Genomic DNA, 23,438 nt, shown 5'->3' with positions numbered 1-23,438 from the left:
CGTTTTTTGTTGTACAATCTGCGCCGTTCACACATTAAAATTGGCTCGGAGATCAATGGATATAAAAGCTATCCAGGCGTTAATCGAAAGCGATATGAATGACGTCAATCAACTAATACATGCGCAAATGCGCTCAGATGTGGCGTTAGTTAATCAACTTGGTTTGTATATTGTTAACAGCGGTGGCAAACGTGTTCGCCCCATGTTGGCTATTTTGGCGGCAAAAGCGCTAGGTTACCAAGGTAAAGATCACATTACGCTAGCAACAATTATTGAATTTATTCATACCGCAACGCTTTTACATGACGATGTAGTAGATGAATCTAACTTGCGCCGTGGCACACCCACAGCAAATGCCGAGTTTGGTAATGCCGCCAGTGTTCTCGTGGGAGACTTTATTTATACTCGCTCGTTTCAGCTAATGGTAGGCCTTGGTAAAATGCAGATAATGCAAGTATTAGCCGATGCAACCAATATTATTGCTGAAGGCGAAGTGCTGCAATTAATGAACTGTAATGACCCAGATACTACTGAAGCCAGTTATATGCAGGTTATTTACTCTAAAACCGCCAAGTTATTTGAAGCTGCAACCGGGCTAGCTGCTATTATTACTGAGCAAGATGACAGTGTATTAAACGCACTTAATTTGTATGGTATGCATTTAGGCACTGCTTTTCAGTTAGTGGATGATGTTTTAGATTACAACGCTGATGCCGACCAACTTGGTAAAAACATTGGCGATGATTTAGCTGAAGGTAAGCCGACGTTACCTCTTATATATGCAATGCAACACGGTAGTGAGCATCAAACACAGTTAATAAGAGACGCTATTGAGCACTGTAATGGTATGGAGCATCTAGATGAGATACTCGCTGCACTTAAACATACCAATGCCCTTGAGTTCACTATGCAAAAAGCAGAGCAAGAAGCAGAGAAAGCAATTGCTTGTTTAGATTGCTTAGCTGAATCAAGTTACAAGCAAGCGTTAATTAGCTTAGCTAGAATAGCGGTTGACCGCGACCACTAAGTTATACTGTGTAGATAGTTCCGAGCAATAAAAAAGCCTGCAAGTGCAGGCTTTTTTATGGGTTAATTTTGGCTATTACGCCATAAAATCAACACCTTCTTTAATGTCTTTTTTCAGAGTTTCAAGCATGTCATTTTTTGCTTGCTCTTCAAATGCGCTTAGGGTGCCGTAAGAAAGAATTTCTTCTACGCCATTTTTACCTAAACGTACTGGATGTGCGAAGTACTCTGCATCGCCATTTTCAACAGCAACGTATGCATAATCTACAACGTCTTCACCTTGTAAGCCTTTAACTAAAGACATACAAAAACGTGCAGCAGCAGCACCCATTGATAATGTTGCAGAACCACCGCCCGCTTTAGCATTAACTACTTCAGTACCCGCGTTTTGGATACGTGGAGTCAGTGCAGCCACTTCTTCATCAGTGAAAGTAACACCTTCAACTTGAGAAAGTAACGGTAGGATAGTTGTGCCTGAGTGGCCACCAATTACTGGAACTTTAACGCTTGCTACGTCAACGCCTTTAAGCTCAGCAATGAACGCTTCAGAACGGATCACATCGAGTGTTGTAATACCGAATACACGTTTAGCATCATAAGTACCTGCTTTTTTAAATACTTCAGCAACAATTGGTACAGTGCCGTTAACTGGGTTAGTAATAATACCCACAAGCGCTTTAGGACAGTTAGCAACAATGCCTTCTGCTAGTGTTTTGATGATACCAGCGTTAACATTAAATAAATCAGCACGATCCATACCTGGCTTACGTGGCATACCCGCTGGGATAAGAACGATATCACAACCTGTTAATGCTTTATCTAAATCGTCAGCACCAAAACCTGCAACTTTAACATCTGTTGGGATGTGAGAAAGGTCAACAGCAACACCAGGAACTACTGGCGCAACATCATATAGTGATAATTCAGAGCCAGCTGGTAAACCTGTTTTTAATAATAAAGACAACGCTTGACCGATACCGCCTGCAGCACCTAATACAGCAACTTTCATTGGAATTCTCCGTGATTTGAGGTAGGAAATATTTGTGGTTCATAAGATAAAGAAATTAACGACTAAAAACAAATTTATCCTGCTTATTTTAGCTATATTTTCGACCATAGTTGTAAACTTTGCTGTTTAAACGCAGCAAAATGGCAACTTAAGCAAACAACTGCTGCATAATTATGCATTTTTGTGTAGAATTTGCAGTATCTATTACATAACTAATTAGACACTATGCAACCACAAGATAAACAAGAAGCATTGGTTAAAGCCTTTAAAGCACTTTTAAAAGAAGAAAACTTTGGCTCACAAGGCGAAATAGTTGATGCGTTAAAAGAGCAAGGCTTTGATAATATTAGCCAAAGTAAAGTGTCGCGAATGTTAAGTAAGTTTGGCGCGGTACGCACCCGTAATGCAAAACAAGAAATGGTATACTGTTTACCCGCCGAAATGGGGGTACCAACCGCTAAGAGCCCATTACGCCAGCTCGTTATTGATATTATGCATAACGAAATGATGATTATTATTCGCACCAGTCCTGGAGCTGCTCAACTCATTGCGCGTTTACTTGATTCATTAGGCAAAGCAGATGGCGTACTAGGTACTATTGCTGGCGATGATACTATTTTTATCGCACCAGCTAAAATCTCAGAAATAGACCTCACACTAGAGCGTGTTCGTATTTTATTTGATACGGTTTAATCACTAACGCTGTAATAAAGACGGCTATGAATAATACATAGCCGTTTTGTAATTGTTATAACTGCTTTAAAAATCGTACTGAGGGGGCAAAAAATGCAGAGCCCATATCCGCCTGAGTAAAATCAAGCCAGTGATCATAATTCTCTCCCTGCCCTAGTCGGCTAGTTAGCACTTTTTCGAATGCATCCCCTTTAGCAGAGCACGTAATCACTAACATACCTTGCTCATACACATCGCCATAAGGCATGCTTTGGTTAAGTAACAGTGCCTGACCTTGTTCGTCTTTTAATTCACTTCGGGTTGCATGGCTGCTCTCAAGTGCGGGGCTGAGCAAGGTATTATCAAGGCGTGTACGACCCATTATTTGCTCTTGTTCATGTAATGACAAATGCTGCCACAAGCTCAAGTCATGTTTGAAGCGCTGCACATGAATGTAACTACCTTGATCTTCAAAACTATCAGGTTTGTTTACTAACGCCGTTACGCGTTTTTGACGGCCATGTGGGGTATCGCCCGCATAAATAAAACCATTAAAATCACGACCATCTAAAAAACGGAAATTACGAACTTGCTCTACCAGCTCAACATCAGGGGTGAATAGTTTGAGTATTTGTAGTGCAAACAAGTGGTTCACGTCTTCTCTGTCTGAGCGGATTTGCACAAACAAATCACATGGCCTTGCACTCATAACAAACTCGCTATGGGTAATATTAGGAAAGCTTTGCAGCTCGCTTGGCATGAAATCAGGTAAGATATGCGGCCAATATTGCGCACCAATTGCCACCATGCAAGAAAGCATAGATTCAGAAAACTGATCACTAAACTCATCTTCAATATCGCTCACTTGTTTAAGCTTAGCGCGAAGTGATTCGTCGTGACCATCAAGTACATTAAAAAATAAGTGCAAACCGTGTAAGTTTGCTTCAGCACAAATCCCTGATTGCGCTTGCGCCATTGTTATTCCTTACTTTTTAGAGCAAAACACAGTGATTAATTACGATTTAAAAAAATTCACCGTGTGCGGTTTTATTTTTATTATAACCTGTTCATTAATTTCAAATGACTGGCCATACTGAGCTGCAACTTCTATTTCTTGTTCAGCAATAACCACAGTATATACATAAGCAGAGCCAATAAAGCGACTGCTTAGAATTGTAACGCACTCACACTGCAGTTCGTTATTGTTACTACTGGCAAGCTCAAGCTGGTGTGGACGCACATAAATAACCCCCTTTTCAGCCACTGCGTGTTGCTGTGGCAGTATTGATTTAACCACACCAAACGGCGTTTCATATTCAGTGGCTGTTAATGCAGTTGCGCTTAAGTATATGCCCTGACCCAGAAACTCTGCAACCTCCTTTGAACTTGGTTTAGCAAAAAGCTGCTCTGGCGTTCCTTGCTGCGCAATTTTACCTTGGTGCATAACAGCAAGTGTATCTGAAAATGCAAACGCCTCTTCTTTTGAGTGAGTAACAAATACTGCCGACACTTGTTGAGCTTTAATAATACGTCTTATATCAGCGATTAATTCAAATCGGACTTGGGTATCAATATTAGAAAACGGCTCATCTAACAATAGTAAGCTGGGTTTATAAGCTAATGCACGCGCAATCGCTACCCGTTGCTGTTGACCACCAGAGAGTTGATGTGGATATCTATCCGCGCAGCCAACCAAGTGCACAAGTTTTAACATTTCATCCACGCGAGCCTGTTTATCCGCTTTGCTCATACCGCTTAGACCAAAGCCAATATTATTCGCCACCGTTAAATGTGGGAATAATGCGTAGTCTTGAAACATCATGCCAATATTACGATGCTCTGGTGACACAAACGTATTGGCGTCACTGACTAACTTACCATCAATAAATACCTGTCCTTGTTTGGCTTCAATTAACCCTGCAATGGCTTTAAGCGTGGTGGTTTTGCCGCAGCCACTGGCACCGAGTAAACACACTATTTCGTCTTTACCTAAGGTTAAGTCTAAATCATCTACAACCTTAGTCCCGTTATATGCATAGCTCACACCTTGTAAAATCAAACTACTCATTTAACTATGTTGCTCCATTGAACGGTTAATAAAATATAACGGAATAAAACCTACCACCACTATAAATAAAGCTGATATGGAGGCCAGCTCTAATTGTTCATCGCTAACATATTGAAACACGTGCGTAGCTAAACTTTCAAAATCAAAAGGCCTTAGCAGTAAGGCTGCGGGCAGCTCTTTCATACACTCAATAAATACCAATAAACCAGCGGTTAATAAGCCTCGGCGTAATAAAGGCAAATGCACTAAGCGTAATGTGTGGCCTTGGCTTTTCCCCATTGACTGACTTGCCATATCAAGCGAGGGGCTAATGCGTGAAAAGCTCGACTCTATAGCACCATGAGCAACTGCGTAAAAACGCACAATATAAGCAAAGATAATCGTTAGTAAACTACCAGTAAGTAATAAACCAATATCTAAGTTATAAGGAGTCAGAATGCGGTTAATAGTATTTTCTAATAGGGTGAGTGGCAACAATACAGCAATAGCTAATACTGTCCCAGGGAGTGCATACCCGGTACTTGCTAAGCGCCCAGGTATAAGTGGGTTTACTTGTTTTGCAATGCGCTGATAAAACACCACTAAAACACTCAAAACAATAGTCACTACACTCACTACTGCGGCCACTTTCAAACTTTGCCATGCATAGCTAAAAAATTCACTACTCCACGCTTGATCAAAATACATGATTGCATACTTGAGCAAAACAACCATGGGAATAATAAATGAGATTATTAAAATAAGGCTACAAAACCCCGTTGCTAACCATGCAGACTTACCTTTAAGAATATAAAGCGCCTCACTGTTCACACTTGACTGACGCTCAAATACAGCTTGGTTACGACGGCTAAAACGCTCGGTGATCAATGCTAAGAATAGCAGTAACAACATCACCCCTGAAATTTTTGCTGCCGCAGTTAATGAGTAATAACCAAACCAAGTATCGTATACTGCGGTGGTTAATGTACTGACTGCAAAGTAGCTAACGGTAGCAAAATCAGCCATGGTTTCCATGCTGATCAAAGCCAGCGCAGCAACAATAGCACCACGAGAAAGCACTAGGCTTACTTTAAAAAAGCTTTTCCATGCACTTAATCCCATTAATTGGCTTGCTTGAACTAATTTAAAGGATTGTTCACGTAGTGCGGTTTTAAAAATTAAATATAAATACGGGTAGAGTACCAGCGCAATCATGATGATAGCCCCTGGCAAAGTGCGTATATCAAAAAACCAGTAATCATTGGGTGATTGCCAACCAAACCATTCTCTTAGTGTTATTTGTATCGGCCCCGCGTAGTCGAGTAAATCCGTGTACACATAAGCAATAATATAGGTAGGCATGGCAAGCGGCAGCATCAGTGCCCATTCAAACTGTTGTTTGCCAGGAAAACGGCAATAAGCGGTGAGCCAACCCAGTGGCAACGCAATCAGACAGCTAAGTAACCCTACACCTAAAACCAGCAATACGGTATTACTTATGTAGTCCCACAGCACGGTATTCCACAGGTGAGTAAATACCTCTGAGTCGCCTTGTAAAGATTCTACTAGCAGAAAAAACAACGGGGTCGACAGTAATAACCCTGTCGACCACGCAATAAGCTGCCACTTCGACAGCTGAAATTTATAAGTCATTAAAGATCGAACTTCACCTCATCAATTAGCTTAAGGGCTAACGGACGATATTTGCTAATTTCATCAAGCGGTAAGCTGTCTTCCTTAAAGCTTCCCCATGATGCAACCAAACTTGAAAGCTTAACACCTGGCTTGACCGGGTACTCCATATTGAGCGAGGCATACATATTTTGCGCCTTATTGTCGGTCATATACTCTATAAGTTTCAAGGCATTTTCAGGGTTTTTAGCATACTTAGTAATTACCGCACCCGATACGTTAATATGCGAACCACGGTTAGTTTGGTTTGGAAAATTAATATTAACCGCATCTGCCCACGGTTTTTGCGCTTCATCTTGCAACATTTTACCTAAGTAGTAACTGTTACCTAAAGCTAAATTACATAAACCTTCTTTAACGGCTTTCACTTGCGCACGGTCATTTCCCTGCGGCTTACGCGCTAAATTCGCTTTTACACCCTCGAGCCATGTTTTAGTCTGGACTTCACCATGATGAGCAATCATAGAAGCCACTAACCCTAAGTTATAAGGGTGTTTACCAGAGCGAGTACAAATTTGACCTTTATATTCAGGTGCAGCTAAATCTTCATAACTCAGCTCAGGTAATGGACCTAAACGCTCTTTTGAAGAGTAAACATTTCGCACTCGCTTAGTGAGCGCCACCCACTGACCATCGCCATCACGAAATGCAGCCGGCACATTCTTATTAACCTTCTCGCTATCAATAGTTCGCGTTAGCTTTAGCTCTTCTAACTGAATTAACGCACTAAAGTTAGACGTTAAAACTAAATCTGCTTTGCTGTGCTTGCCTTCACGCTTAACACGCTCGATTAGGCCTTTTTTAGCAAACACAACATTAGTTTTAATGCCTGTTTGCTGTGTAAAATCATCTAAAATAGGTTTAATTAAAAAAGGTTGTCTAAATGAGTAAATATTCACAACATCGGTTGCAACAGCAGGTGCTGAGATAATTAGTCCAACGACAAGCGCTAGTGTTTTTTTCATATTTTCTTACCTGACTAATAATTATTATCATTAATTTTACCGCGATGAACTAAAAAGTGCACACTTTATATAATTACTTAGTGATAAATACGCCCAAAAAAGAAAACCCTTGTAAGATATCTCTTACGCTTATGGCAGTAAATGAGTAAAAACACCCTGCATAACACCCCATAAATACAGCAAGCCATTGTATTTTAGATAATTTATAAATATTTCATTTGTAAGAACATAAACCATAAGCGGTTTTATCCTACATTTACTGCAAATCACTCTCTATAATTAACCCATAAATAAGCAACGACGCTTACCGAGTAAATGGAAACGGATTAACTACTCGAATACCAAGGTTTGGTTTTTAGGATAACAGGGATTTAAGGACAGGCTCAGGATGAGTATCGCAATGGATTGTTGCACAAGGGATAGCATCAGGATGATGCATAATGGATAACAACAGCGGAATAGTTGTTTATAAAGGATAGGGAACAAAAAGGACAGGCCTTAAAGGCAACACAACGGAATGGTAACAAAGGGAATGCACTCGGATGTGCAATAAGGATTGGTAATAGATTTTACCTTACAGGATGTTTTAGGAATTTATGGAGACAGGCCCGGATAGCCTATATTACATAGAACTAGAAAGTAATATTGTAATAACACGGATCGTAAAAATTGGAGTTGATTAGGTTCAATTGCAGGATGCAACAAAGTTAGAAGATTCCGCAAGCGCGACTAGAGATGGTTCGCGCTTTTCTTTTGCCTGAAAGTCAGCGGTCAGCCAAGTTATATATGTTTAGGCTATACTCAAGCGTCAAATTCAGCTTTTTCGTATTAATACCCTGCACTTTATTCGGGCCTGCCTTTGTTACGCTTACCAAGTAAATAAGCGTCGCGAAACTTAATAAAATGCTGTTCTAATTTAGTGCTCGCATCAACTTCACCAGCCAATGCTAATACCATAATAGCTACTTCTGCCGTTCCTAACTGATGAGCATGGGGCGCTACACGTAATCGGTAATCTGAGAGTTTTTCTGCGGTAATAGAAAGCACAGGTAAGTTATCTAAATAAGGACTCTTACGAATCATTTTTTTAGCTTCTCGCCATGTACCATCTAAAAATATAAACAATGGCTGTTTACCTGCATGCGTTTCAACCTGGGTTACCACCCTATCAGTTTCAACATCTTCAGCCGGAAAAATCACAAAAGGCTGATATTTATCATTATTCAACAATGCTAATAAAGCAGGATCTGGGGAGGTTCTATCCCAACGAAACGCATGATTATCAGGCACTATTTCCGCAATTAAACGCCCTGTATTAGACGGTTTAAAACTTTCATTGTGATACATAAGTAAGCATACTGCAGCGCTACAGCTTGCGTACTCAGCGTCCTCACAAATACAGTAATGCTTGGCAATTAAGCATTGCTCACAGCGATCCATTTTTCCACCACGGGCATTAAACTCACGTCGAGATTCACTTATTTGCTGAGCACGTAATGCTAAAACTGAATTTTTTAAACTCTGGGTCACTGTGGTTAATTACCTATAAACTGATGGCTGCGCATTGTAGCTAAAATAAAAGGAAATAGATATCTGCGGGCTGCGGGCTGCGGGCTGCGGGCTGCGGGCTGCGGGCGCTAGTAAAATAAAACACCGAGCTTTTTGCAAGCATAACTTTTATGTTGCAGGCGTGAATTTATCTCGCGCAGGTTTAATTTAGGGTTTTAAGCCCGTTGCCCGACACTCGCAGCTCGACATGGTTTAGTCTTTGTTTTTGCACCATAGAGACGCTGCGCTACACAGAACAATCTTTTGCTAAACGCTGAGGCTATAAAAACAAAAAACCCAAGCCGAGGCTTGGGTTTTTTATCGCGATTAACTAAAAGAAATTACTTCTTCTTTTTAACTGCTTTTTTGTTTGGTAAATCAGTGATTGAACCTTCAAAAATTTCAGCAGCAAGGCCGATTGATTCGTTCAATGTTGGGTGAGCATGAATTGTTAGCGCTAGGTCTTCACCATCTGCACCCATTTCAATACCTAGACCGATTTCGCCCAGCATTTCGCCTGCGTTAATACCAATCATAGCACCACCGATAATACGGCCGCTTTCTTTATCAAAAATAAGCTTAGTAGAACCTTCAGTACGTGAAGAAGCAATAGCACGACCCGATGCAGCCCAAGGGAATACAGCTGTTTCAATGCTTAAACCTTGCTCTTTCGCTTCTTTTTCAGTTACACCCGCCCATGCAATTTCAGGGTCAGTGTAAGCAATTGAAGGAATACACTTAGGATCAAAGTAATGTTTTTGACCAGAGATAACTTCTGCTGCAACATGGCCTTCATGAACCGCTTTATGCGCAAGCATAGGCTGACCCACTAAGTCACCAATCGCAAAAATATGTTCTACGTTAGTACGTAATTGCTTATCAACGTTAATAAAACCACGCTCATCAATATTCACACCCGCTTTATCAGCGTCTAACATGTTACCATTTGGTGTACGACCTACAGCAACAAGTACTTTATCGTAACGTACTGGCTCTGCCGGTGCATTTTTGCCTTCAAACGTAACATATAAACCGTCGTCTTTTGCTTCAACGCCAGTTACTTTAGTTGAAAGCATTACATTAAACTTGTCTTTAACATGCTTTTGGTAAATTTTAATGATGTCTTTATCAGCAGCAGGAACAAGTTGGTCTGCAAATTCTACAACATCAATTGCAGAACCTAGTGCACGGTAAACCGTACCCATTTCAAGACCGATAATACCACCACCTAAAACAAGTAGCTTTTCAGGAACATCTTTAAGCTCTAGCGCGCCCGTTGAATCAATAACGCGATCATCCTCAGGGATGAAAGGTAAGTTTACAGGTTTAGAACCCGCAGCAATAATTGCGTTATCAAAGGTAATGGTTGTTTTACCGTCAGCGCCTTCAACATCTAAAGTGTTGCTACCAGTAAATTTACCGTAACCAGATACAACTTTTACTTTACGCATTTTAGCCATGCCGTCTAAGCCACCTGTAAGCTGGCCAACAACAGAGTCTTTCCAAGAACGAACTTCATCTAAGTCAATTTTTGGTGCGCCAAAAGTAACGCCGTGAGATGACATTTCTGCAGCATCATCAATCACTTTAGCTACGTGTAAAAGTGCTTTAGAAGGAATACAACCAACATTAAGACATACACCGCCTAATGTCTCGCGAGATTCTACTAATGTAACTTCTAAGCCCAAGTCAGCAGCGCGAAAAGCTGCAGAGTAACCACCAGGACCACCGCCTAGTACAACAACTTGAGTTTTTAATTCGTTGCTCATGCTATTACCTTTATTGTTTGAACGGGACACAGCCCCAAAATTTAACTGCCATGTTTCTGCAAGGCAGAAAAGGGCATTTGTGCAAATATTGTATCATTGCAAATGATAAAAATCCCAGCTAAAAACAACTGGCTGGGATTTGATTTTACTCACTCTGTAGTGATCACATCACTAACTGGCGTATATCACTCATGTAACTTGCAAGAGTAACAGTAAAGCGTGCAGCAAGTGCACCGTCAATCACTCTATGGTCGTAAGACATTGAAAGTGGAACCATTAGCTTAGGCTCAAACTCTTTACCATTCCACTTAGGCTTCATTTCAGATTTTGACACACCTAAAATTGCCACCTCAGGCGCATTCACAATCGGCGTAAATGCCGTACCGCCAATGCCACCTAGGCTTGAAATAGTAAAACAACCACCTTGCATATCTGATGAACTTAACTTGCCATCACGCGCTTTAGCAGATACTTCCATTAGTTCACGAGATAGTTCAATAATGCCTTTTTTATCAACATCTTTAAACACTGGTACAACTAAGCCATTTGGCGTATCAACCGCTACACCAATATTAATGTACTTTTTAAGGATTAAGCTTTCGCCATCCTCTGAAAGCGATGAGTTAAATGTAGGGAACTCAGCAAGCGCTTTAGCAGCTGCTTTCATTACAAATACTAATGGCGTAATTTTAACACCCAGCTTTTTCTTCTCGTTAAGGGCATTTTGCTCTTTACGGAACTGCTCAAGGCTCGTGATATCCGCTTCATCAAACTGGGTAACATGTGGGATTTGTACCCAGTTACGGTGTAAGTTTTTACCTGACAGCTTTTGAATACGAGAGAGTTTTTTCTCTTCAATTTCACCAAACTTAGCAAAATCAACTTTTGGCCATGGAATTAAACCAAGCTCACCGCCACCAGCATTGCCTTTAGCTGCTGGTACTTGACCAGACTCAACTTGCTTAACCAGTTGCTTAACATAGTTTTGCACGTCTTCTTTAACAACACGGTTTTTACGACCCGTGCCTTTAACGTTGGCAAGGTTAATACCAAACTCACGTGCTAAACGGCGAACCACTGGCGATGCATGTGCATAAGCGCTATTGTTTTCAAAGCTTTCAGAGCTTGCTTTAGCAGATGATGCTGCTGGTTTTGACTCAGTCTGAGCTGCCGGCTTAGATTCTGTTTTAGGCGCTGGTGCTGATTTTTCTGCAGGTGCTGCAGCTGGTGCACTACCCGCCACTTCAAATACAAAAATCAATGAGCCAGTTTTAACTTTATCGCCAGTCGCTACTTTAATCTCTTTAACAGTACCTGCAAACGGCGCCGGTACTTCCATAGCTGCTTTGTCGCCTTCAACGTTTAAGATAGATTGCTCTTCTTCTACGCTATCGCCAACCGCAACCATCACTTCTGTTACTTCAACTTCGTCATCACCAATATCAGGCACGCTAACTTCTTTAGTGCTTGATGCCGATGTTTGTTCAGCAGGCTTCTCTTGTGCTTTTGAATCAGCTGCAGGAGCACTTTGGTTATCACCACCTGACACTTCAAAAACAAATACTAATGAACCCGTTTTCACTTTGTCACCAGTATTTACTTTAATTTCTTTTACTGTACCGGCAAAGGGTGCTGGTACTTCCATTGCCGCTTTGTCGCCTTCAACGTTTAAGATAGACTGCTCTTCTTCTACGCTATCACCAACTGCAACCATAATTTCAGTTACTTCAACTTCGTCATCACCAATATCTGGCACAGTAACTTCTTTGGTTGATGAAGCCGATGGCGCAGCAGGTGCTGCTTCCTCGGTTTTTTCAGCTTCTTTAGAGTCAGCAGCAGAGTCTTGCGCTTCACCTTCAAAGATGAACACTAAAGTGCCTGTGGTAACAGTGTCACCCACATTTACTTTAATTTCTTTTACCGTACCGGCTTGTTCAGCAGGTACTTCCATCGCAGCTTTATCACCTTCAACACTTAATAGTGATTGGTCAACTTCAACTTTATCGCCAACGCTCACTAGTATTTCGGTTACTTCTACTTCATCGCCACCGATATCAGGTACTTTAATTTCAATACTCATTGCAAACCTCTTATGCGTACAGTGGATTTAGTTTGTTAGTGTCGATGTTGAATTTTTTAATTGCTTCAACAACCACTGACTTTTCAACTTCACCACGTTTAGCAAGTTCAGATAATGTCGCAACTACCACGTAGCTTGCGTTAACTTCAAAGTGACGACGTAGGTTTTCACGGCTGTCTGAACGACCGTAACCATCTGTACCCAATACTTTGTAGTTATTGCTTGGAATAAATGAACGCGCTTGTTCTGCGTAGTTTTTCATGTAATCCGTTGCAGCAACAGTTACTGAATCGTTTAATACGCTAGTGATGTATGGCGTTTTTTGCTCGCTTTCTGGGTTAAGCATGTTGAAACGTTCAACATCTTGTCCATCACGGGTAAGTTCATTGAATGAAGTTACTGAGTAAACATCAGACGCAATACCAAACTCTTCGCTTAAAATTGCCGCAGCTTTACGCACTTCAGTCATGATAGTACCTGAGCTTAATAGCTGTACGTTGGCTTTTTTACCTTCGTAGCTTTCTAGCTTGTAGATACCTTTACGAATACCTTCTTCAGCGCCTTCTGGCATTGCTGGCTGATGGTAGTTTTCGTTCATTAGCGTTAGATAGTAGTAAATGTTTTCTTGCTCTTCACCGTACATACGACGAATACCGTCTTGCACGATAACCGCTACTTCAAATGCATAAGTAGGATCGTAAGAAATACAGTTAGGTACAGTGTTTGCAAGAATGTGGCTGTGGCCATCTTCGTGCTGTAAGCCTTCACCATTTAGCGTTGTACGACCCGCTGTAGCACCTAATAAGAAACCACGTGCTTGTTGATCCCCTGCCATCCATGCCATGTCACCAACACGTTGGAAACCAAACATAGAGTAGTAAATGTAGAATGGGATCATCGGTAAGTCGTTGGTACTGTAAGATGTTGCAGCAGCAACCCATGACGACATTGCACCTAGCTCGTTAATCCCTTCTTGTAATACCTGCCCTGAGGTTGCTTCTTTATAGTAAGAAACAATATCACGGTCTTGAGGGGTGTAATTTTGGCCATGTGGGTTGTAAATACCGATTTGACGGAATAAACCTTCCATACCAAAAGTACGTGCTTCATCGGCAATAATTGGCACAATATTTTTACCAATACCTTTATCTTTTAATAAGATATTAAGTGCACGCACAAAGCCCATAGTGGTTGAAATATCACGCTTTTGCTCTTCAAGTAATGGCTTGAACGCATCTACTTCTGGTAACTGTAACTTTTCAGAAAACTTAGCGATACGTGTTGGCGTGTAACCTTGTAGCGCATCACGACGTGCATGAAGGTACTTATACTCTGGAGAATCTTTTTCAAGCTCTAAGTATGGTAGCTCTTTCAATTGCTCTTCAGATACTAAATCATCTAAGCCTAAACGTGAGCGTAAGTGAGCCACATGCGACATATCCATTTTCTTAACTTGGTGCGCAATGTTTTTACCTTCAGCCGCTTCACCCATGCCGTAACCTTTTACTGTTTTAGCAAGGATTACTGTTGGACGACCTTTCGTTTCTTCTGCTTTTTTAAATGCAGCAAACAGTTTTGAAGGCTCATGACCACCGCGCTTAAGGGCGAAAATTTCTTCATCTGTCATATCAGCAACAAGTGCTGCTGTTTCTGGGTAACGACCAAAGAAATGTTCACGTACGTACGCGCCATCTTTTGCTTTATATGTTTGGTAATCACCATCAACAGTTTCGTTCATTAACTGTAGTAATTTACCTGTGGTGTCTTTAGCAAGCAGAATATCCCAACCGCTGCCCCAAACAAGTTTAATAACATTCCAGCCAGCGCCTTTAAATAGGCCTTCTAGCTCTTGAATGATTTTACCGTTACCCATTACAGGGCCATCTAAGCGCTGTAGGTTACAGTTAACTAAGTAACATAGGTTATCTAGCTTTTCACGGGCAGCAAAAGAAATAGCACCACGTGATTCTGGCTCATCCATTTCACCATCACCTAAAAACGCATATACACGTTGGTTTTTAGTGTCTTTTAATCCACGGCCATCTAAGTACTTTAAGAAACGCGCTTGGTAAATTGAAGAAATTGGACCTAAGCCCATAGATACCGTTGGGAACTGCCAAAACTCAGGCATTAATTTAGGATGAGGGTAAGAAGGTAGGCCTTTACCATCTACTTCCTGACGGAAATTATCAAGCTGTTCAGCACTTAAACGCCCTTCAACAAATGCACGCGCATAAATACCCGGAGAAATATGACCTTGGTAATAAACTAAATCGCCGCCATCAACATCATTTGGCGCTTTAAAGAAATGGTTAAAACACACTTCGTAAAATGCAGCAGACGATTGGTAAGACGCCATATGGCCGCCTAAGTCGAGATCTTTTTTCGATGCACGCAATACAATCATAATCGCGTTCCAGCGAATAATTGAACGAATACGGCGCTCAAGATTTACATCACCAGGGTAGGCAGGTTCTTGATCAACCGGAATCGTATTAACGTAGTTTGTGTTAATGCCTGTTGGCATATCAACACCGTCTAAACGGGCTTGTTCTAACACTTGCTCAAGTAAAAACTGAGCTCGTTCAACACCTTCTTCGCGCACAACCGATTCAAGAGCTTGTAACCACTCTTGTGTTTCTAGCGCGTCTACGTCAATTTTATTGACTTCAGACATATGGAGGTTTCCTTATGTTTAAAATACTAATTTTATGTATTGAATACTTCACTGTTAACTCAAGTTAAAAGTGAATGTACTTGCTTAATTTTGTTTGGTGCGTCTTAAACTACGTTCAATTCGCGAATGCTCTTTACCCGCTTCAAGCAATGCTTCTTCAATATAGGCTAAATGCGCATTACTCGCTAAGCGAGCTTGTTCAGGATTACCGTCAATCACTGCATCCATTAATAAGCGTCTATGCTCGGCTAATTGGCTGCTTATATCTGACTTTTTAAGTAATACCGTTAAATTTTGTAAAACATTCTGCTCAAGTAAGCTTTGCATCCCTCTTACTAAATGCAGTAACACTACGTTATGAGACGCCTCAGCGATGCAAAAATGAAAGTCATTAATCGCTTTGGCTTTTTGCTTTAATTCATCTTTAGCTAATGCAATCTGATCAAAGCTTTGTTTTACTTTTGCAAAATCGTTGCTTGTGCCGCGAAGTGCTGCGTAATAAGCCGCAATTCCCTCTAGAGCATGACGAAATTCTAATAAATCAAATTGCGATTCGGGGTGTTTACTGATCAAATCAAACAACGGATCAGTCAGCCCCTCTTCCAATTGATTTTTTACATACGTTCCACCACCTTGACGACGGGTTACGAGCCCTTTTGCCTCAAGCTTTTGAATGGCTTCACGCAACGACGGACGCGACACTTCAAATTGCTTAGCGAGTTCACGCTCCGGTGGTAACTTTTCTCCTGGTGCTAACGACCCCTCAAGAATCATGTTCTCAAGTTGTTGTAAAATAACATCAGATAATTTTGCCGCTTTAATTTTTAAAGACATCAATCAACGTCCGCGTTGTATAAGTGCTAGCAGCCCATTAAATAAGGCTTTTAACTGAATGACCTGACCAAAAGGTAAATTGGTCATACCAAATTTTGCCATACGTTATCAAAAACCGTAATTACTGTCAATTTACAGCAGTTTTAAAGCCCTAAGGCCAGCGTAACGTAATTTAAACAAAGTTCAAATAATACACAGATCACAGAGGGTAAAGAAAGGTTAATAAGATGAAAAACAAATGGTCAGACCAGATGATTTTAATTTTCGGGGTTCGGGGTTCGGGGTTCGGGGTTCGGGGTTCGGCAGTAGGATAAAACCTAGCACCTTATACAAACATACTTTTATATCATTGTAAGTGAGAGTTTACCTCGCGCATATTTGGGCTCTAGGTTAGAGGTTAAAGGTTTTAAGCCCGTTCCCCGTTCCCCGTTCCCCGTTGCTCATTGCTCGTAGCCCGCCAACTAATACCTAGAACCTAACCCCTGCTCTTTAGCTTAAACCACCAAATAAAGTCATTAAGGCAATTAATACTAAATAAAAAAGTACATTGCGCTTAACCAGTTTGATCATGCAGGTGGCTTCAAAGGTGCAACCATAATAGCGCTCTTCAACTTGTTCAGCCGCTAACGCCGTATAAGTAACCACCTTGCGATTAGGGCTTGAAAAGTCAAACACGTAATGCAGCCAACAGCTAGTCCCTTTATTAAAGTTACCAATCACTAAATAACCAAAACTGGTAATACGCGCTGGGAGCCAATCTAGCCAAAACAATAAACGGTGGATTAACTTAAAATGCTTAGCAATGACTTCATCACTATTGTCACTCACTAAGTCGGCAAAAGTGCGCACTAGCGCATAAAAAACAGCACCGGCAACACCCAATACCACAAACCAAAATATAACCGCACAATAAAATCGAAAGTTAACCCAAGCCAGCGTTTGCCCTAAGGTTTCACCTCCTTGTTGCTCCTCTGTGCGCTTTTGTCCCAATTGCAAAGCGTATAAGGTAGCTGCAGTTTGATCACCTCGAGTTAATGCATTGAGGTACGACTTATACAAAGCACGCTGTTTAGCACAACCAAAGCACACCAATAACACTGCCACATTAAAAACAAGCTGCCAAAGTACAAAGTCAGATAAAAAATACACACACCCAATAGCAATCACAGGCAGGAATAGCCAAATTAAAAACCCCGTAGCTGTGCCAAATAAACCTTTATTGGTCAATAAATTAACAGAGCGAGTTAAGTAGCCATTAGCGTAATAACTCATTTGCCAATGCGCAGAGCGAGCACCTAAACGCTCAAGTATCAGTGCTATTATTATTGAAACCAAAATCATGTAGTTACTCGCTTTACTTAGTTATTCAATTAGGTTAAAAAATTTACGCCAGTTAAAACTCTCTCCAGGGTCGGTTTTTCGCCCAGGGGCAATATCGCAGTGCCCTACTATATTACTGGCTGTTATTTTTGGGTAACGCTGCATAATAGCGTGCGCCAATGCAGCTAAACTTTGATATTGCGCATCGGTGTAGTTAGTTGTATCTGTGCCCTCAAGCTCTATACCTATACTAAAATCATTACAATTTTGTTGCCCAGCAAAGCAGGAACGCCCTGCGTGCCATGCACGTTTTTCAAAAGGCACGTACTGTATTATCTCGCCGCAGCGCTTAATAAAACAATGCGCTGATACCCTAACCCCTTCTAGGTCACTAAAGCTAGGGTGCGCATTACAATCAATACACCCCATAAATAAGTCATCAACGTAAGATGTGTTAAACCCCCCCGCGGGTAATGAAATATTATGAATAACCAACAGCGAAATATCGCAGTGAGCAGGTCGCTCGTCAAAGTGGCTACACGCCCGCTGGCTAATATTATTTATAACGCCTAAAGAATCTATTTTCATACTATTTATTTAAAACTTATGTAGCCCGCTGCCCATAGCCCGTTACCCGTAGCTCGCAGCGCTCAGGTTAATCAACCAAAATTGATGTATATCAAGATGCTAATAGATTTAACCCTATAAAGATAGCGTAATACTAAACGATAAAATATGATTAACGCGTTAATTTTTAGTTTAGTTGTTAGCTGCTTCTAATTAGTAATTAAACAGAGTAAAATTTAGTTAATTTATTATCTACTATGAGCTTTTTCATGTCTATTTCGCATACCCTAATTAGCCAACTTGTTACTTTAGCACTGGATGAAGACCTTAATTATCAAAGCGCAGAACAAGGCGATATTACCGCACAGCTTATTCCTCAAGCAGAGCAAGCCAATGCGAAAGTGATCACCCGTGAAGACTGCATTTTTTGTGGTAAAGACCTAATCATTGAAGTGTTCAAACAAGTCGACCCAAGTGTGGTTGTAAACATATGCGTTAACGATGGCGACTTTGTCAGTGCCAATAGCACCCTATTTACCGCATCCGGTTCTGCTCGCGCTATTTTAACGGCCGAGCGCACCGCACTTAATTTTGTACAAACGCTTTCTGGCACAGCCACCACCACCGCGCATTATGTAAAAGAGCTAAGTGGTACAAGCACGCAACTACTCGATACTCGTAAAACCATACCTGGGCTAAGAGCATTGCAAAAATACGCAGTTAAGTGTGGTGGCGGTGCAAACCACCGAATTGGTTTGTTTGATGCGTTTTTAATTAAAGAAAACCACATAGCGGCTTGTGGAGGAATTAATAACGCTATTACTCAAGCTAAGCTAAATCATGCCGATAAACCTATAGAGGTTGAGGTTGAATCGTTTGATGAGCTAGAGCAAGCCATTAACGCTGGCGCCGACATCATAATGTTAGATAACTTTAACCCAGAGCAAATACGCCAAGCGGTTAGCATTACAAATAAGCGCGCTAAGTTAGAAGTATCAGGCAATATGACCCTAGAAACGCTCAAAGCCTACTCGCAAGCTGGGGTCGACTTTATTTCAAGCGGCGCGCTTACAAAAAATTTACAATCAATCGATTTATCGATGCGATTTGAATAAATAATGTAAAATTTATTTATATATTCTTGCGCTAATTGATTGACAGCTTTTAAAAAAGGGCATTAAATAATTCAAAAGGATTATTTGTAACAAGTTATTAAATTAATGCGTTTTTTATAAAGTTTTTACATACAAAAGCGCAATAAACAGTGTTAGACTCATCCATATTAACTAGTTTTGAATTTTTAATTAGTTAAAAAGAGTGAAAAAGCCTTTATAAGGGACAGAGTAAAAATAAGCGACAGGGTTTATTTTTATAATTAACTTGTAACTTACACGGGTTATAACTAACTTTTAATAGTTAGGCTTATACTCAAATAAGGGTCAAGTTAGTACGTAATCGCCATATAGCGTGCTGTATTTGCGGCAAATATTTTACCACTCAAGCGCAGCACTAAATTTGGCAAAATGATTTTATTTTTGTAGTAACAGGTTAAGTAAACACATAAGTTATAGTTTTAAAACTTATACCCGTTTGGCTTACCACAACATTATCCTTTAGGAGAGGAAACATGCAAACAATGACACAACAAAACCAAAAGGGTTTCACCCTAATTGAATTAATGATTGTAGTAGCAATCATCGGTATTTTAGCAGCAGTAGCACTGCCTGCTTATTCTAATTATCAAGCTTCATCTAAGCTAACTGCTGGTTTAGCTGAAATAACAGGCGCTAAAACTGAGTTTGAAATAATGAAGAATAATGGTGAAACTGTTTCTGCCATCGGTGATATCAAAGCTGTTACCAATACTGATACGCAAAATTGTGCAATTACAGCTACAGCAAATACCATTGTATGTACTGTTCAAAATGCACCTTCTCAAGTCAATGGCGCAACCTTAACTTGGACACGTAATGATACAACTGGAGCTTGGACGTGTGCTACAGCCGGCATTACTGGTGATGCTAGCCTAGCTCCAAAGAGCTGCCCTCAAGCTGCTGCTGCAACACCATCATCATAATTATAATTATAATTATGATCGGTATTTAACTTTTAATAAGCGCTCTGTAGGGCGCTTTTTTTTATATAAATTTTTACTAATTGCGTAATTTAACCCCCGTTTAATTCAAGTGAGTTTCATATGGCAGATAAACAAGAAAATAAAGGCCTAGATACCTTTCAATGGGTAGGTGTAAGCGCTCGCGGCAAGAAGCTTGAGGGTGAGCTTACTGGATCAAGCATTGCACTAGTCAAAGCGCAGTTACGCAAACAAGGCATTACTCCCTCAAAAGTTAAACGTAAAGCCAAGCCGCTGTTTGGTATAAAAAGCGTACAAAAAGTAACCCCGAAAGATATTGCCTTAGTTACTCGACAAATTGCCACTATGCTAATGGCGGGTGTACCACTAATTCAGTCCATTGAGATGATAGCTTCAGGCTCCACCAATAAAAGCGTGAGTAAGCTGATGAGTGCTATTGGCGATGAAGTCAAAGCAGGGTTGCCGCTTTCTAACGCACTTAGAAAATACCCTCGCTATTTTGATGATTTATATTGCGATTTAGTGGCCTCTGGTGAGCAATCTGGTGCACTGGATAAAATATTTGACCGCGTTGCGCTATATAAAGAAAAGTCAGAAGCACTAAAATCAAAAATTAAAAAAGCCATGTTTTATCCTATATCGGTTTTAGTGGTTGCAGGTATTGTAACTTCTATCTTGCTGATATTTGTAGTACCACAGTTTCAAGAAATATTTGCTGGTTTTGGCGCAGAGCTGCCCGCTTTTACTTTATTTGTTATCGCCATTTCTGAATTTATGCAAGAGTATTGGTGGATGATATTGATTGCCGTAATGGCATTTGGCTACATATATAAAGAAGCCGCACTCAGAAGTTTAGCGCTCAGAGATGCCACCGACCGCGCCATACTCAAGCTCCCTGTTATAGGTATGATTTTAAATAAAGCGGCCGTGGCACGTTATGCGCGTACTTTATCGACCACCTTTGCTGCGGGTGTACCGCTGGTAGATGCGCTTGATTCTGCAGCCGGTGCCTCAGGTAATGCGGTTTATCGTTATGCTATTTTAGAAATAAAAGCTGAGGTAAGCTCAGGTAATCAAATGAACTGGGCGATGCGTAATTCAAAAATATTCCCCGATATGGTGGTACAAATGGTCGCCATTGGTGAAGAGTCAGGATCCTTAGATGGCATGCTGGCTAAAGTGGCCACTATTTATGAGCAAGAGGTGGATGACGCCGTAGATGGCCTATCTAGCCTATTAGAGCCATTAATAATGGCGGTACTCGGCGTGCTAGTGGGTGGCTTAATTGTGGCCATGTACTTACCTATATTCCAACTAGGTTCAGTTATTTAGACAGGTTTTAGGCGCGGGGTTCGAGACCCCAGCTTGCCGCCCGTAACCTTAACTACCTCTAAAAGCGAAGCGTCTCTTAACCTCTATTGTGAATAATGACCTTGCGCGGCATAAAGCTCCGCCTACAGAACAATTAAAACGCGGTGGTTCCCCGCATCTCGTCGCCCGTCGCCCAAACCTCGAACCTAACTTTGCACTTATGTAAAACCACTGTATTATCAACACAGAATTTAGTTTTAGGTAAAATAAATGCAAAGTCTTTTTATTGATATCAGCAACGCGATGCAAGCAAACCTATGGTTTTACTTGACCATGGTTGGCCTAGTAAGTTTATGTATAGGTAGCTTTTTAAATGTAGTGATATATCGCTTGCCACTAATGATGCAAAAAGAATGGCAAACTGAATGCCGCTTATTATTAGCCGATGAACTAACCAGCCCAAAGACTGAACAGATCACTTCACAAACTACTGACACGTTTAATTTAGTTAAGCCCAACTCATGTTGTCCTAAGTGCGAAGCAGCCATTAAACCATGGCAAAACATTCCTATATTTAGTTGGTTATTTTTAAAAGGTAAATGCGCAACCTGTGATAACCCAATCTCAGTGCGTTACCCAACCGTTGAAGCCATCACCGCTATTTTAAGTTTAGCGGTTGCCTACACCTTTGGCGCAACAGAGCAGGCTTTATTGTACATTGTAGTGACTTGGGCATTGGTAGCACTGACTTTTGTTGATATTGATCACATGCTACTGCCAGATCAGCTTACTTTGCCGCTTTTATGGCTGGCGTTAATCGCCTCAGTATTGGGTTATACCATAGCCCCTAGCGATGCGATTATTGGTGCAGCATGTGGTTACTTAAGCTTATGGAGCGTGTTTTGGCTGTTTAAGTTAATAACCGGCAAAGAAGGTATGGGTTATGGCGACTTTAAATTACTGGCGGTGTTTGGCGCACTGCTGGGTTGGCAATCGTTATTGACCGTTATTTTACTTTCAAGCGTAGTTGGCGCTGTTATTGGCATTGCCCTACTGAGTATTCAAGGTAAAGACAAAGCAACGCCTATTCCTTTTGGCCCTTACTTAGCAATAGCAGGTTGGATCACTATGCTATGGGGGACGCAACTGCAAAACAGCTATTTTAATTTTATTGGCTACTAACTATGAACAATACACAACATCATAAAAACAACTGGGTATTGGGACTAACCGGCGGAATTGGCTGCGGTAAAACCGCAGTTAGCGATATGTTGGCAGAGCTAGGCATTACTATTGTTGATGCTGATATTGTGGCTCGCCAAGTAGTTGAACCTGGCACTGATGGTTTAAAAGCTATTGTTGAGCATTTTGGCACTGACATACTCGATGAACATGGCGCATTAAACCGTGGCGAGCTAAGAGCCCGGATTTTTAGTAATCCGGAGCAAAAAACATGGCTCAATGCGCTGTTGCACCCTTTAATACGCACTAAACTGCTCACTGACTTAAAAAACGCGCAAAGCGACTATGTGGTTTTAGTTGCCCCGTTATTATTCGAAAATGGGCTTGATAGCTACTGTAATCGCACCTTGCTGATTGATGTACCAGTAGAAATACAAATTACCCGCACCACAAAACGTGACAATATAAGCTCTGAACAAGCAAAACAAATAATTGACGCACAAATGTCTCGTGAGCATAAACAACAAAAAGCGGATGATATTTTAAATAATAACCGCGATTTAAACGATGTAAAACAAGACTTACTTAAGCTACATAATTATTATTTACAGCAAGCAAAGTCTACAATATAGAGTGACTGACCC

The 23,438-nt window shown here is 40.9% G+C and carries 19 protein-coding genes; 7 read left to right on the top strand and 12 right to left on the bottom strand.

The window, feature by feature from the left end:
• The first annotated feature begins 55 nt into the window (after positions 1–55).
• On the top strand, positions 56–1,027 hold the full coding sequence (gene ispB / locus PUND_RS04275) for an octaprenyl diphosphate synthase (protein WP_008114958.1): 972 nt from the start codon (positions 56–58) through the stop codon (positions 1,025–1,027).
• Between the two features lie 75 nt (positions 1,028–1,102).
• On the opposite strand, the gene mdh is transcribed toward ispB, so the two are convergent.
• Positions 1,103–2,035, bottom strand: a complete 933-nt coding sequence (gene mdh, locus PUND_RS04270; protein ID WP_008466462.1) for a malate dehydrogenase — start codon at positions 2,033–2,035, stop codon at positions 1,103–1,105.
• A 225-nt stretch (positions 2,036–2,260) separates the two neighbouring features.
• On the opposite strand from mdh, the gene argR reads away from it, so the two are divergent.
• Positions 2,261–2,728: a transcriptional regulator ArgR gene (gene argR / locus PUND_RS04265; RefSeq protein WP_008466460.1), complete on the top strand. Its 468-nt coding sequence runs from the start codon at positions 2,261–2,263 to the stop codon at positions 2,726–2,728.
• 55 nt (positions 2,729–2,783) lie between these two features.
• On the opposite strand, the gene PUND_RS04260 is transcribed toward argR, so the two are convergent.
• The 11 genes from PUND_RS04260 to ampD all read right to left on the bottom strand — a co-directional run bounded on the left by PUND_RS04260 (position 2,784) and on the right by ampD (position 18,227).
• The gene (locus PUND_RS04260) at positions 2,784–3,683 is read right to left on the bottom strand and encodes a Dyp-type peroxidase (protein WP_010391653.1); all 900 of its coding nucleotides are present in this window, start codon (positions 3,681–3,683) and stop codon (positions 2,784–2,786) included.
• Positions 3,684–3,722: 39 nt separating this feature from the next.
• Complete coding sequence (locus tag PUND_RS04255) at positions 3,723–4,775, bottom strand: ABC transporter ATP-binding protein (protein ID WP_010391654.1); 1,053 nt, start codon at positions 4,773–4,775, stop codon at positions 3,723–3,725.
• Complete coding sequence (locus PUND_RS04250) at positions 4,776–6,407, bottom strand: ABC transporter permease (RefSeq protein WP_010391655.1); 1,632 nt, start codon at positions 6,405–6,407, stop codon at positions 4,776–4,778.
• Positions 6,407–7,411, bottom strand: coding sequence for a Fe(3+) ABC transporter substrate-binding protein (locus PUND_RS04245; RefSeq protein WP_010391658.1), 1,005 nt, complete (start codon positions 7,409–7,411; stop codon positions 6,407–6,409). The genes PUND_RS04250 and PUND_RS04245 overlap by 1 nt, the downstream gene beginning before the upstream one ends.
• 843 nt (positions 7,412–8,254) lie before the next feature.
• Positions 8,255–8,941, bottom strand: coding sequence for a tRNA-uridine aminocarboxypropyltransferase (locus tag PUND_RS04240; RefSeq protein WP_010391660.1), 687 nt, complete (start codon positions 8,939–8,941; stop codon positions 8,255–8,257).
• Between the two features lie 359 nt (positions 8,942–9,300).
• Positions 9,301–10,728 carry a dihydrolipoyl dehydrogenase gene (gene lpdA / locus PUND_RS04235; RefSeq protein WP_010391661.1) on the bottom strand — a complete coding sequence of 476 codons (1,428 nt, stop codon included), beginning with the start codon at positions 10,726–10,728 and terminating at the stop codon, positions 9,301–9,303.
• Positions 10,729–10,891: 163 nt separating this feature from the next.
• Complete coding sequence (gene aceF / locus PUND_RS04230) at positions 10,892–12,808, bottom strand: pyruvate dehydrogenase complex dihydrolipoyllysine-residue acetyltransferase (protein WP_010391662.1); 1,917 nt, start codon at positions 12,806–12,808, stop codon at positions 10,892–10,894.
• 10 nt (positions 12,809–12,818) lie between these two features.
• Positions 12,819–15,485 carry a pyruvate dehydrogenase (acetyl-transferring), homodimeric type gene (gene aceE, locus PUND_RS04225; RefSeq protein ID WP_010391663.1) on the bottom strand — a complete coding sequence of 889 codons (2,667 nt, stop codon included), beginning with the start codon at positions 15,483–15,485 and terminating at the stop codon, positions 12,819–12,821.
• A gap of 84 nt (positions 15,486–15,569) precedes the next feature.
• A complete protein-coding gene (gene pdhR, locus PUND_RS04220; protein WP_008114937.1) occupies positions 15,570–16,319 on the bottom strand; it encodes a pyruvate dehydrogenase complex transcriptional repressor PdhR in 750 nt (249 codons plus the stop codon).
• Between the two features lie 489 nt (positions 16,320–16,808).
• Entirely contained in the window at positions 16,809–17,660 is an 852-nt protein-coding gene (ampE, locus tag PUND_RS04215) for a beta-lactamase regulator AmpE (RefSeq protein WP_010391873.1), read from the bottom strand.
• 21 nt (positions 17,661–17,681) lie between these two features.
• The gene (gene ampD, locus PUND_RS04210; RefSeq protein ID WP_010391871.1) at positions 17,682–18,227 is read right to left on the bottom strand and encodes a 1,6-anhydro-N-acetylmuramyl-L-alanine amidase AmpD; all 546 of its coding nucleotides are present in this window, start codon (positions 18,225–18,227) and stop codon (positions 17,682–17,684) included.
• Between the two features lie 248 nt (positions 18,228–18,475).
• On the opposite strand from ampD, the gene nadC reads away from it, so the two are divergent.
• From nadC to coaE, 5 genes are all read left to right on the top strand, one after another.
• A complete protein-coding gene (gene nadC, locus PUND_RS04205) occupies positions 18,476–19,321 on the top strand; it encodes a carboxylating nicotinate-nucleotide diphosphorylase (RefSeq protein WP_010391866.1) in 846 nt (281 codons plus the stop codon).
• Positions 19,322–19,833: 512 nt separating this feature from the next.
• Entirely contained in the window at positions 19,834–20,283 is a 450-nt protein-coding gene (locus PUND_RS04200) for a pilin (RefSeq protein WP_010391865.1), read from the top strand.
• Between the two features lie 120 nt (positions 20,284–20,403).
• The gene (locus PUND_RS04195) at positions 20,404–21,633 is read left to right on the top strand and encodes a type II secretion system F family protein (protein ID WP_010391863.1); all 1,230 of its coding nucleotides are present in this window, start codon (positions 20,404–20,406) and stop codon (positions 21,631–21,633) included.
• A gap of 249 nt (positions 21,634–21,882) precedes the next feature.
• Positions 21,883–22,794: a prepilin peptidase gene (locus PUND_RS04190; protein ID WP_010391861.1), complete on the top strand. Its 912-nt coding sequence runs from the start codon at positions 21,883–21,885 to the stop codon at positions 22,792–22,794.
• 2 nt (positions 22,795–22,796) lie between these two features.
• Positions 22,797–23,426 (top strand): dephospho-CoA kinase, encoded by a 630-nt coding sequence (coaE, locus tag PUND_RS04185; protein WP_010391858.1) that lies wholly within the window; start codon positions 22,797–22,799, stop codon positions 23,424–23,426.
• Positions 23,427–23,438: the final 12 nt, after the last annotated feature.

This window comes from Pseudoalteromonas undina (assembly GCF_000238275.3).
In the GTDB taxonomy this organism is placed as follows: Bacteria; Pseudomonadota; Gammaproteobacteria; order Enterobacterales; family Alteromonadaceae; genus Pseudoalteromonas; species Pseudoalteromonas undina.
Note: the sequence above shows the minus strand (reverse complement) of the source record. Positions and strands in the feature narration are given on the sequence as shown.